Raw genomic sequence first — 12,246 nt, forward strand, 5'->3', positions numbered from 1 at the left:
TATCCACCAATTAAGCCTTCGTTAAATGCCATTCTCTTAATTTCTTGTCAAAAATAAGCAAGGCATCCGTTTTTTGTTTGCTATTCTTCTCATATTCCTCGTACATATCATCCATATTATCAAAATCGCCTAAAATCCATATTGGAATTTCCATTTTCAATCGCGTCTGAGAGGCTTTTTCAATGGATAACACCATTCCTTCATTCATATAATGTTTTAGCTCCATGACGATTTCATTAGGAGGGGAAGGATATATCCGCTTCTTTTTGAGTCCAAGCAACCCCTTCTCTAATTTAAGGTCTGTCACTTTCTTTGCAATGACATCCCCAAATAATTGATAAAAAGAATCCATGTTCTTATAATAGATTTTATTAAACCAGCCATCATCATGGGCCAAATAAGCATATTGATTATTCAATTGCTGAAAAAATGGTTTTCTTAGCGGCTCCAGCTTATGTCCCAAATAAAGAAGCTCGGCAATTGTTTGACCTTCTAAGATATCTAAAATCTCTGTCTCATCAAAATCGACCCATACAAAATCCCCGTATCCGTAAACATCTTCCTTTGATAACTTTGCTAATTTAGTGTTTGGAACATATTCGAACTGTGTATGAATATTAAATTCTCCATCTTCAAACTGATGCTTTAACAACAAAACAGAGGAAAGAGTCTCAGCCAAAATTCTATAAAACTCTCTAAACTCTATACCGTAAGAAAGAACAAAGCGCTCTTTCTCATTTAAATGGATATAAACCACATCTCGAATATCATTACTGCCTTTTTTCATCAAGTAAACCTCCAAACATTATTAGCTTGTAAACGGATAGCTTTAGCTTACTTTCTAATTGCTGAAATTGCTTTTATTCCATTTTATTTATCTGATTACAAGAAAATTTTTCCCTTTTTCCTCTATTTAAGTCCGTATGGAACAGACCCCTTATCCTTACTTTCCATCATACATCTAGTTGTGCTTATTGTAACCATTTTAGTTTAACAAAATTTAGGCAAAATAGCTTACAAAATTTTCAATTTAGAAAAAAGGAACAACATTTTCCTACTATCAGTCATTCTTCCCTTTTATCCTATAGAGACCACAAAAAAACACCGTGCTTTAGAAAAATGGTTATGACCACTCCCTGAAGCACGGTATATTGCTAGCACTAACTTATATTTGTTTTGCTCAACAGCCTTTTAATACTTTTATCTGCTTCATTTAGTACAATAGGTTTGTCCACCGTTTTGATTATTTTATTTTCCATCACTATTTTACCGTCCACTATGGTCGTTTCAACATCAGCTCTTGTTGCGGAATAGACTATTCTCGAAATCGGGTCCACATCATAGGAAGGAAAGGTATGAAAATTATGCAGATTTAAAATAGCCAGATCTGCTCTCTTGCCAATTTCAAGACTGCCAATTTCTTTTTCCATGCCAACTGCTTTTGCTCCACCTATAGTCGCCATTCTAAAGACTGTTTTTGCATCCATGGCAGTTGGACCATGAATAGGCTTTTGAATAAGTGCGGCCAATCTCATTTCATTAAACATATCTAAATTATTATTACATGGAGCACCGTCTGCTCCTAAGCTAACCGAAGCATGATTACAAAGGAGATGGTGTGTATCTGCTATCCCTGAGGCGAGCTTTAGATTAGAACCCGGACAATGGCTCACATGCACTCCTTTATCTTTAATAATTCGTTTCTCTTCTTCATCTAGCCAAATACAATGCGCCAAAATCAGACGCTCATTTGCTAATCCAAGATGATCTAGATACACAACATTTCTCATCCCCGTCTCTTCTTGCACAATCTGAATCTCTCCCTTGTTTTCTGAAGCATGGGTGTGTACCTTGACCCTATATTTATCCGAAAGCGTCTTTACCTCTTTCAATAACTCCTCTGTACATGAGACCACAAAGCGGGGCGAAAACGCATAGTGAATTCTTCCATCATCAAAGCCATTCCACTTCTCCAACAAGTCGACACTTTGCTGAATAGACTCTGCTGTTTTTTCCTGTAATGCCAAAGGAACCTCATCCCCTTTATCCATCATCACTTTCCCAGAAACAGCTCGGATTCCACTCTCAGCTATGGCACGGAAAGCATATTCCGTATGATGGACGGTTTCCATATCCACAATCGTAGTTGTTCCACTTTCCAGCAGCTCTCCTATGCCAAGCATCGCTGAATAATAAATAGACTCTTCGTCATGTGCGGCTTCAAGTGGCCAAATTCTTTTTCTAAGCCAATCCATCAGTTCTAAATCATCCCCTTTGCCGCGAAACAATGTTTGGCATAAATGAATATGTGTTTGAATAAAACCAGGGATTACCGTTCTGTTTGTCGCATCGATAATTTTGTCTACATGATTTATTTGAAGATCTCTTCCGATAGCTTTTATGATATTCTCTTCTATATAAATATCTCCCAAAATAATATCTTCTGCTTGATTCATCGTAACTATTTGTGCATTTCTGATTAAAATATTTCCCATTCCAATCCCCCTGTGCTTGTTTATATTTCGGAATAAACACAAAAAAACTACGAAAAATATGCTAGTTAAGCATATTTTTCGTAGCAAGAAATTTACGGTTTCTAGTAGAGACCCTTAACCCAATTATTAAGGATATACGAAAAAAAGTCGCAATAGCGGCAGCTGCCTGCGGTCATTCATGTTATATCCCTATTTTAATTTAGAATCTAATCTTTTCAAGTTTATTGTCAGAATATTTAACAAGGTTTTTTTATGTGTTTTATCAAAAATTTTCTCAAGATCTCCTTTTTTGCAAAGAATTATCCATTTCATTCTTTCGTTAATTTACATATAATAAGACAGGGTATATGTCGAATAACTGCCTTAAACCTCGGAAGGGAGAGTGAGAAGTATGATACACCAAATGACAGAAAATCAAATCACACTTCACATCATTCAGACGCTAAAAGACAATAATAAATCTGAATTTGAATCCATCGTTGATGAGCTACAACCATATGATATAGCTCAAATTTATGAGAGCCTCCCCGAAAAGCATAGGGCTCGTTTTTTGCTTTTTCTGAAAGTCGACTTATTAGCCCATCTCTTAGAAGAATTAGATAAAGAAGAACAACTTGAGGTTCTAAACACATTAGGAATGGACAAGACCGGGAAAGTGCTAGATTTAATGGATAATGATGATCTAGCTTCCCTTTTAAATGAACTAGCACCAGATAGAATTAAAGAGCTTCTTTCTGAAATGAAAAAAGAAGAGTCTATAATTGTACAAAACTTAATGAACTATCCTGACGAAACTGCTGGACGTCTCATGACAAACCGTTTTGTTTGGATTCGCGATTATTACACTACTCGTGAAGCTGTTGATAAGCTAAAATCGTTTGCAGATTTCGCAGAAACATTAAGCTATCTATACGTGATTGATCAAAATAGAAAATTGGTTGGTGTTGTTTCCTATCGTGACCTTTTGATTGCTGAACCACAGGATAAAATTCGTGACATTATGTATGAACGGGTCATTAGTGTTACAGTGGACCAAGACCAAGAAGAAGTGGCACAAACCATACAAAAATACGATTTCTTAGCCATTCCAGTTGTGAATGATGATAATATTTTGATGGGAATTGTAACCGTCGATGATATGATTGACGTCGTTTTCCAAGAAGCAAATGAAGATATCGAAAAACTATCTGCCTCAGGGAAATCGATTGATTTTGATACAAAAGCATCTGTAGCAGCCTATCGTAGACTCCCCTGGTTAATCTTACTTTTATTTATTGGCGTCGTATCTGGAAGCATTATAAGCAATTATGAAGATGTTCTGACTAAAGTAGTGGCTCTATCCTTTTTCATGCCTATGATTTCAGGGATGACTGGTAATACAGGAACACAATCATTAGCAGTTGTTGTACGTGGACTTATTTCTAATACGATAAATAAAACAGTTGTAACAAAGTTGATATTTAGAGAATTATTAGTTGGCTTGATAATCGGGATTACTTGTGGCGTTATTATTATGATTATTGCCTATGTTTGGCAAAGCGATCTGATGCTTGGCTTAGTTGTTGGCCTTTCATTAATTTGTACACTTATAATCGGAACATTATCAGGTACCATTATTCCTATTATTCTTTATAAATTAAATATTGACCCTGCCGTTGCATCAGGTCCGTTAATTACGACGCTTAATGATATCTTTTCGTTATTTATTTACTTCGGAATTGCCCAAATTTTTCTAGCTCATTTAATGTGAAAGAAAGGCTGTCTAACTTGGACAGTCTTTTTTTTGCGTTTGGTAATTTATTTTACACTTTGGGCATATATTTGGTTTGGATTATAAATTGTTTTTTTTAGATCATACTGATTCTGCCTCTGACCATATACTTGTAATAATTACCTCAGCTTTAGATACAAACCAATATTTTCACTGGATTATGAAAAATAAGGAAACAAATTCACCTTCTCTTCCGTCTATATAAATATAAGAAATTTGAACTAGGGGTTTGCTAGAATGAGAACGAAAAAAGGATTTTCCGAACGTTTCGATTGGACATTATGTCTTTTGCTTATGTTATTTTGTTTAGTTAGCTGTATTGCTATATACAGCGCAAACGCTTCCTACTTACAATCACAAATTATGTGGTATGCAATTGGTTCTATTGTCATTGCTATTATTATGTATTTTGATAATGAACAGATTCAACAAATAACGTGGATTCTTTATGGGATAGGAGCATTATTACTAATTGGTCTTTTATTTGCCCCAGTAACCGATTTTACTCCTAAAAGGGGTGGAGCCCAAAGCTGGTATGTCATTCCTCACATTGGTAGTATTCAACCATCTGAATATATGAAGATTTTTTATATTTTAGCAATCGCAAAAGTTATAACGAATCATCATAAGAAAACTATTTATAAGTCGCTCTTAACTGACTTTATTTTAATGTGTAAGCTTGGAATTGTGGCTGGAATACCGATTGGTTTAGTCATTGTACAGGACTTTGGTACAACCCTCGTGCTAATGGCAATCTTAATTGGCATGATGCTAGTATCAGGAATTTCATGGAAAATTCTTATTCCGTTATATGGATCAGCTGCCGCCTTTGGTTCTATCGTTTTCTACTTAGCTATCTTTGGGCGAGAACTGTTAGAAAAATATTTGGGAGTCGATCCCTATCAATTCGATCGTATTAGCTCTTGGCTTGATCCCCATAATGCGGGGGATGCAGGATTGCAGTTAGTTAAATCCCTAATGGCAATAGGTTCTGGCCTAATTAGCGGAAAAGGATTAGGAAATGAGGAAGTATATATCCCCGAAAGACATACAGATTTTATTTTCACCATTATCGGAGAAGAATACGGTTTTATTGGTGGCAGTATTGTTATCATTCTTTATTTTTTCTTAATTTATCACCTTGTGAGAACAGCATTAAAAACAGCTGATCCTTACAGTATTTATATTACTGTTGGAGTGATTAGCATGATAACCTTCCATGTATTCGAAAACATCGGGATGACGATACAGTTGTTACCAATAACAGGCATCCCCCTTCCATTTATTAGTTATGGAGGTAGCTCATTAATGACGAATATGATGGCAATGGGACTCATTTTTAGCATTCGTTATCATTATAAGTCCTATATGTTTTCTAGCAATTCTCTATCTTTTTAAATTGAGAATCATGTTTTGCCGTTAAGAGGCTGGGACATAAGTATTTAAACCAACAACAAACACGAACTATAATGCAAAATAATTATATTATAGTTCGTGTTTGTTTTTTGGAAAATGTTTAAAAACGAAGTGAAATGGAGCGGAGGTCGCTCGACTCCTGCGGGAAATAGAGAAGCTTTAGACCCCGCAGCGCAGCGAGGAGGCTCAGCTTCCTCCCCGGCGCATCGTGCGTCTGTAGCGCAATGGAACGACTTAGTTTTTACACTTAACTATATTTTTAAAAAATAAAGTAGCTTTATTTAAGAGCTGGATTAAAGATTGTTCGTCTTTAAAGATTAGTTATTTAGTTTTGTCCCATCCTCTTTTAAATATGTCCATTTCATGAATTCTTTCTTCCTTTTGTTTCCTTTCCGGTCTAATTGGGGTATAAATTTTTATAGGACAACAAAAAATAAAAAGTAAAAATCTACCCCCTCCTTCACCTATTGAGATGACAAGCGTTTTTCATTTGTTTTAAAAATAAATTGTAATAATTATAAATAAATATTGATTTTAAATTAATATTTGTTATAATTAATATATAATCAATCGAAGGGAGTTTGTTAAAATGGGATTACAAACAAAAGTTGAATTACAAAAAGAACTAAACGTACAAATTGCTAACTGGAGCGTATTATACACAAAACTTCATCAACATCACTGGTATGTAAAAGGGCCTTTTTTCTTCACACTTCATGAAAAATTTGAGGAATTGTACGACGAGGCTGCTGAAGCAGTAGACGAAATCGCAGAACGCCTTCTTGCAATTGGTGGAAAACCTGTTTCAACATTACAAGAATTTATCGAAACTTCAACATTAAAAGAAAGTACAGAGAAACTAACTGCCAACGAAATGGTAAAATCTTTAGTAGAAGATTACAGCCAAATTAACACACAATTAAAAGCATTAGCAGAACATGCAGATGAATTAGAAGATGTAATTACAAATGATTTAGCAGTCGATCTAATTGGCAAAATTGAGAAACATTTATGGATGTTAACAGCGTATCTTTCTGAATAAACATAGTTAAACCACTTTTTCTTTCTAACGAAAAAGTGGTTTTTATTTGGAAGGAAACCCCTCTTCCCCAATACTATTTTCCCTATCAAAAAAGAAAAATTATTTTATTTCTTTTCTATAAAAAAGTATAATGATGGCAAAGTATGTATTTTTTCATCCCTAGGAGGGTAAGTATGAAAAAACAATTTGTAGTGATAGGACTAGGCAGCTTTGGTGGCAGTTTAGTAGAAGAGTTTCATAAAATGGGAGCAGAAGTATTAGCAATCGATCAGTCGTTGGAAAAAGTGGAAAAATATCGAGCATTCGCTACACTCTGCGTACAAATGACGAATATTACCGAAGCATCACTAACACAAATCGGTATTCGAAACTTTGATCATGCCTTTGTTTCATTTGGAGATGATGTAGAATCTAGCACCCTTACTACTATGCTTTTAAAAGAAATGGGCATTAGCCAAGTTTGGGTAAAAGCAGCAGATGTATATCATAAACGTGTTTTAGAGAAGATTGGTGCTGACCGTGTGATTCATCCGGAACAGGATATGGCAAAAAGAATTGCCCATCACGTTATTTCCGACAGTATGATTGATTATATTCAGCTTTCGAAAGAACACGGAATTGTCGAAATGGTGGCTTCAGCTAAAATACATAATAAATCCATTTTAGACTTAGACGTACGTGCAAAATATGGCTGTACAATTATTGGCATCCAGCGAGCAGGAGAAACAATCGTCTCTCCATCGGCAAATGAAGTAATCCTTAAAGGAGATATTCTAATCATGGTAGGTAGTAATGATTGCCTTTATGATTTTGAAGAAAAAGCCCTAAAATAAACCTATTAACAAAAAATATTGCACCCTAAATGAGAAGGCTATCATTAAGCTCTTCTCTTTTTTTATATATATTCTTGATTAGAAGCTCTATTATATACAACGTTTAATCCTTCACTCGCTGGGTATTAGTAGTATAAATTAAAAACAAGGAGTGAAGGATATGAACTATAATTGGAATTGGAATTCCTTTTGGGACAAGCTACCAGATTTTATTTTAGCTGTGGTTGTTTTAATCATAGGGTGGATTGTTGCTAAAATTATTGAAAAAGCCCTATATAAAGGACTACAGAAAACAAAATTGGATGATAAAATTTTCCCAGAAGGAAAACCACGAAAATATTCATCTGAAAAAATTATTAGTAAAATCGTGTTTTACTTATTATTGGTTTTCGTCTTTTCCCTATTCTTTAATATTTTAAATTTAACGGCTATTACTTCTCCATTAGTGAATATGCTGTCCTCTATACTTGGAGCTATTCCTAATATTCTAAAAGCCGGATTGATTCTTGTGGTAGCATGGATCATCGCAACTGGGTTAAAATTCCTTATTAAAAAAACAGGATCTACCTTAAAGGTCCATGAGAAACTGCAAAAATGGAATCTTACAGAAAAGAATAACCCGCAAAATATAATGGATAAAGTCGCAAATATTGTTTTCTACTTAGTCCTATTGTTATTCTTACCTGCAGTATTAGATGCACTAAATTTATATGGTGTTTCCGAACCATTTGCCAATATGCTTCAAAACATACTTGCCTTTTTACCAAAGCTACTAGCAGCTGCACTAATCGTCTTAGTCGGTTGGTTTGTTGCAAAGATTGTTCGTACCATTCTAACAAACTTCTTACAAACAATTGGTACAGATTCTTTAGCTAATCGATTAGGCATAAGCAAGCTTTTAGAGAATGTAAGCCTATCTTCTGTTATTGGCAACATTGTATTTATTTTCATTCTCATCCCAACTGTTATATCAGCGCTTGAGAAGTTAGATATTCAAGGAATCTCCCAGCCAGCTATTAACATGTTAAATGATATATTAACAATGATTCCGAATATCGCTATTGCCATTATCCTCATCTTAGTAGGCATTTGGATAGGAAAATGGGTAAAGCAAATGGTTGTTACCTTATTGGTAAAGCTTAGTCTAGATACTTATGTACGAAAAATGGGAATTAACCCTAATACTAGTATTTCAAATATTATTGGTTCTATCGTACAAATCCTGATTGTTTTCTTATTAGCAGTACAGGCATTAAATATAGTAGGACTAGAATTTTTAGTAACCTTATCAACTGCTGTTATTGCTTATTTACCAATGGTTCTCGCTGCAATAGTAATCATTGGCGTAGGCTTATGGTTAGGCTATCTTGTCCAGAAATTGTTAAGCAGTGTTTTACAAGGCGCTCACTTCAAGCTTTTACCGGTAATTGCAAAATATGCGATCATTACCATTTCCGTTTTTATGGCACTTGACCAATTAGGGGTAGCATCTTCTATTGTGAATTCTGCCTTTATCCTAATCCTAGGCGGACTTGCTTTAGCATTTGGATTAGCATTTGGTCTCGGAGGCAAAGACTTTGCCAAAAAAAGATTGGATAAACTAGATACAAAAATCGATCAAACATCTATCCAAAAACCAAATGATGATAATTCTCTAAATAATTAATACATTGCAAAGAAGGAGGCAGACTAGAAAAACGGTCTGTCTCCTTTTTCTATAAAGCAACATGTATTTTGTCATTTTTTTCAAAAACAGCTATTGTTATGAAACCCGTTTCATAGTTTAATCTAATTAAGAGAGTACAAATCAGCGTTATATATCGATTTCGATATAGCGTGATGATTTTGCTCTTTTTCTTATGGTAAATCAGTATCAAGCAGTTCATAGCCTTCTACTAGTGTAGAAAGCGGTACAATATCAGCATCCTTTTGATAGACTGGAATGTATTCTTTTAAAACACTTACTACAGAAGGACCAGAGATTCCTACATGGCCAATAGCAATAAACTCCTGCTCCTTATCTAGCCTTTTGGCTAACCTACTAGCTTGTTTAGCAATATGCTGATTTGTGTAAATATGATCAAAAAAGAGATCATTTTCTAAATAAGGTACATGGAGTTCCTCTGCTAACTCTTTTATAACACTTTTATTTGTTGTCTTACTGTCTAAATAGTAAAGATTATGCTTATGACACTCCTCTAGGATAATTCTCATTACCCTTTCATCTTCCGTTGCCTTTGACCCCATATGATGATTCATTCCCACTGCATAAGGAATGCTTTCTATAGCACCCTTAACTCGCTTTCTAATTTCCTCATTTGATAAATCTGTTGTAATAGCACCAGGTCCAAGCCAGCTTTTTTTTCCTTTTTTCGGTTCTAATGGCAGATGAACAATTACTTCATGTCCCTTTTTATGTGCACGAATAGCATCTTCTTTACTTGTGGAAAGAAAAGGCATAATAGCAACCGTAATGGGAACAGGTAAGTTGAGCATCTCATCTGTTCCTTTCATATTATTACCAAAATCATCAATAACGATTGCAAGTTCCTTTCTCACTTGATTCTTAGAGGAATCCACCTCTTGTGCGGAAATCCCTAACGGAAAGGAAAGAAAACACAAGAACCATATTATTTTTTTCATTTTATAACCCACCTTGTTTTCCGTTAGTATTTTCCGTATAGTCAGGTTGCATACAAAAATGTAGAGAAATTGTTTAATAAGCTGTTTTCACATAAAGGGGATACAGATTAACATCCCTTTAGAAGTAAAAAACAGTTCACTATAGTTTAGCGAACTGTTTTCTTTCCATTATTTACTTTCGATGCATTTTAAACTCTAGGAATAAATCATTATACTCCGCTAATGAACGATGACCTAGGTTCTCATACACTTCTAATTTTGAAGTCATTTTTTCATCAGGATAGAAGCGCTCATCCCCAGTAATGTCTTCTGGCAAAAATTCCATCGCTGCCTTGTTTGGGGTTGAATAGCCAACATATTCTGTATTTTGCGCAGCGTTTTGGGCATCCAGCATAAAATTAATAAACTGATGAGCTCCATCCACATTCTTTGCCGTTTTGGGAATAACCATATTATCGAACCAAAGATTAGAGCCTTCTTCTGGAACAACATATTCTACCTCTTCATTTTCCCACATAATCTCAGCTGCCATTCCAGACCATAAGACACCGATAGATGCTTCTTCATTTTCAATGAGCATTCGAATTTCGTCTCCAACAATCGCTTTTACATTCGGCGTTAACATATCTAATTTTTCCTTTGCTTCCTTCAAATGCTCATGATCTTTATCATTTAAAGAGTAATGCAAGCTATTTAAGCTCATCCCCATAATTTCACGGGCACCATCTATAAGCATAATTTCATTTTTTAAATCTTTATCCCATAAATCATTCCAAGAAGTAATTTCTTTTCCACCAAGCATCGTTGGATTATAGACAATTCCAACTGTTCCCCAAAAGTACGGAATCGAATATTTATTGTCTGGATCAAAGGATAGATTCATAAATCGACTATCTATGTTTTTCAAATTAGGAACTTTAGCATGGTCAATCGGAATTAATAAATCCTCTTCCTTCATTTTATCAATCATATATTCAGAGGGAATCGCAATATCATAGCTTGTTCCTCCCTGCTGAATTTTTGTCATCATCGCTTCATTGGAATCAAAGGTTTCATAGATAACCTTAATTCCTGTTTCTTCTTCAAATTTAGTAATTAAATCTGCATCGATATAATCTCCCCAGTTATATACTGTCAATGTATTACCACTTGTATACCCTCTGCTTGAATTTAATTGATTAACAATAAATAAAAGAATGAAAGACAGTGCAAAGATAGTAATTAATCCGCGAATTAGAGACTTCATTTTCTCACCCCCGCTTGCGAAGCTTTATTGACACGTTGCGTAATGAAATAATAGCCAATTACAAGAAGCAGCGTGAATAAGAATAAAAAGGTTGATAATGCATTTATATTTAAAGAAATACCTCTTCTTGCTAAAGAGTAGATTTCCACAGACAGCGTCGTAAATCCATTACCAGTTACAAAGAATGTTACAGCAAAATCGTCTAAGGAGTATGTCAACGCCATAAAGAATCCAGCAAATATCCCCGGTGAGATATAAGGAATGATAACTTTTGTAAGAACATCCTTCCAACTTGCTCCAAGATCTAATGCTGCATCAACTAAAGTTGGGCTCATTTCTTCTAGCTTTGGTAATACCATAATGACAACAATCGGAATCGAGAAGGCAATATGTGATAATAGTACGGAAAAGAAACCTAGTTTAATTCCAATGATAGTAAAGAAAATTAAGAAAGACGCACCAATAATAACGTCTGGACTTACTATTAGAACATTATTTAAGGATAAAATAGAATTTCGAAGACCCTTTTTCCTCATCATGGAAATACTAATCGCTCCAAGTACCCCTATAATGGTTGAAATTGCTGCAGATAAAAGGGCAATTATTATCGTATTTAAAACGATCACTAGTAATCTTGTATCCTGAAATAGTTCTTTATACCAATCAAATGTAAAGGAATCGAAATCATGCATGGTTCCTCCACTATTAAAGGAATAGAAGATTAAATAAAAGATTGGAGCATATAAAATGACAAAAACAATACATAAATAGAGAACAGATAATTTTGATAGCTTTTTCAT

The 12,246-nt window shown here is 34.7% G+C and carries 10 protein-coding genes and 1 riboswitch; of the genes, 5 read left to right on the top strand and 5 right to left on the bottom strand.

The features are described 5' to 3' along the window. Window positions 1-10 precede the first annotated feature (10 nt). Together QQZ16_RS19570 and QQZ16_RS19575 are read right to left on the bottom strand one after the other, a co-directional pair. The gene (locus tag QQZ16_RS19570; RefSeq protein ID WP_251627849.1) at window positions 11-787 is read right to left on the bottom strand and encodes a hypothetical protein; all 777 of its coding nucleotides are present in this window, start codon (window positions 785-787) and stop codon (window positions 11-13) included. A 373-nt stretch (window positions 788-1,160) separates the two neighbouring features. Beyond that, on the bottom strand, window positions 1,161-2,495 hold the full coding sequence (locus QQZ16_RS19575; protein WP_031536274.1) for a 5'-deoxyadenosine deaminase: 1,335 nt from the start codon (window positions 2,493-2,495) through the stop codon (window positions 1,161-1,163). 61 nt (window positions 2,496-2,556) lie between these two features. Next, window positions 2,557-2,655: riboswitch (purine riboswitch) on the bottom strand. A 231-nt stretch (window positions 2,656-2,886) separates the two neighbouring features. Here QQZ16_RS19575 and mgtE point away from each other — a divergent pair. The 5 genes from mgtE (at window position 2,887) to QQZ16_RS19600 (ending at window position 9,223) form a co-directional block, all read left to right on the top strand. After that, complete coding sequence (gene mgtE / locus QQZ16_RS19580; RefSeq protein WP_235252104.1) at window positions 2,887-4,245, top strand: magnesium transporter; 1,359 nt, start codon at window positions 2,887-2,889, stop codon at window positions 4,243-4,245. 258 nt (window positions 4,246-4,503) lie between these two features. Continuing rightward, complete coding sequence (locus tag QQZ16_RS19585; RefSeq protein ID WP_235252103.1) at window positions 4,504-5,664, top strand: FtsW/RodA/SpoVE family cell cycle protein; 1,161 nt, start codon at window positions 4,504-4,506, stop codon at window positions 5,662-5,664. A gap of 607 nt (window positions 5,665-6,271) precedes the next feature. Then, window positions 6,272-6,724, top strand: a complete 453-nt coding sequence (locus tag QQZ16_RS19590; protein ID WP_031536271.1) for a Dps family protein — start codon at window positions 6,272-6,274, stop codon at window positions 6,722-6,724. Between the two features lie 173 nt (window positions 6,725-6,897). Then, entirely contained in the window at window positions 6,898-7,557 is a 660-nt protein-coding gene (locus QQZ16_RS19595) for a potassium channel family protein (protein WP_031536270.1), read from the top strand. Window positions 7,558-7,717: 160 nt separating this feature from the next. Next, entirely contained in the window at window positions 7,718-9,223 is a 1,506-nt protein-coding gene (locus QQZ16_RS19600; protein WP_031536269.1) for a mechanosensitive ion channel, read from the top strand. A gap of 191 nt (window positions 9,224-9,414) precedes the next feature. Here the strand turns inward: QQZ16_RS19600 and QQZ16_RS19605 are convergent, their stop codons facing one another. From QQZ16_RS19605 to QQZ16_RS19615, 3 genes are all read right to left on the bottom strand, one after another. Further along, window positions 9,415-10,200 (bottom strand): divergent polysaccharide deacetylase family protein, encoded by a 786-nt coding sequence (locus tag QQZ16_RS19605; RefSeq protein ID WP_031536268.1) that lies wholly within the window; start codon window positions 10,198-10,200, stop codon window positions 9,415-9,417. Window positions 10,201-10,372: 172 nt separating this feature from the next. Next, window positions 10,373-11,446, bottom strand: a complete 1,074-nt coding sequence (locus QQZ16_RS19610; protein ID WP_235248416.1) for an ABC transporter substrate-binding protein — start codon at window positions 11,444-11,446, stop codon at window positions 10,373-10,375. Further along, window positions 11,443-12,246, bottom strand: a complete 804-nt coding sequence (locus tag QQZ16_RS19615; RefSeq protein WP_284561692.1) for an ABC transporter permease — start codon at window positions 12,244-12,246, stop codon at window positions 11,443-11,445. The genes QQZ16_RS19610 and QQZ16_RS19615 overlap by 4 nt, the downstream gene beginning before the upstream one ends.

Source organism: Bacillus sp. T2.9-1 (genome assembly GCF_950097965.1).
GTDB classification, from domain to species: domain Bacteria; phylum Bacillota; class Bacilli; order Bacillales; family Cytobacillaceae; genus Niallia; species Niallia hominis.

Bases quoted from the DNA above. Each gene is read 5' to 3' on its own strand.
- QQZ16_RS19590 (WP_031536271.1), top strand. From the start codon at position 6,272: ATGGGATTACAAACAAAAGTTGAATTACAAAAAGAACTAAACGTACAA.
- QQZ16_RS19595 (WP_031536270.1), top strand. From the start codon at position 6,898: ATGAAAAAACAATTTGTAGTGATAGGACTAGGCAGCTTTGGTGGCAGT.
- QQZ16_RS19575 (WP_031536274.1), bottom strand. From the start codon at position 2,495: ATGGGAAATATTTTAATCAGAAATGCACAAATAGTTACGATGAATCAA.
- QQZ16_RS19605 (WP_031536268.1), bottom strand. From the start codon at position 10,200: ATGAAAAAAATAATATGGTTCTTGTGTTTTCTTTCCTTTCCGTTAGGG.
- QQZ16_RS19585 (WP_235252103.1), top strand. From the start codon at position 4,504: ATGAGAACGAAAAAAGGATTTTCCGAACGTTTCGATTGGACATTATGT.
- mgtE (WP_235252104.1), top strand. From the start codon at position 2,887: ATGATACACCAAATGACAGAAAATCAAATCACACTTCACATCATTCAG.
- QQZ16_RS19610 (WP_235248416.1), bottom strand. From the start codon at position 11,446: ATGAAGTCTCTAATTCGCGGATTAATTACTATCTTTGCACTGTCTTTC.
- QQZ16_RS19570 (WP_251627849.1), bottom strand. From the start codon at position 787: ATGAAAAAAGGCAGTAATGATATTCGAGATGTGGTTTATATCCATTTA.
- QQZ16_RS19615 (WP_284561692.1), bottom strand. From the start codon at position 12,246: ATGAAAAAGCTATCAAAATTATCTGTTCTCTATTTATGTATTGTTTTT.
- QQZ16_RS19600 (WP_031536269.1), top strand. From the start codon at position 7,718: ATGAACTATAATTGGAATTGGAATTCCTTTTGGGACAAGCTACCAGAT.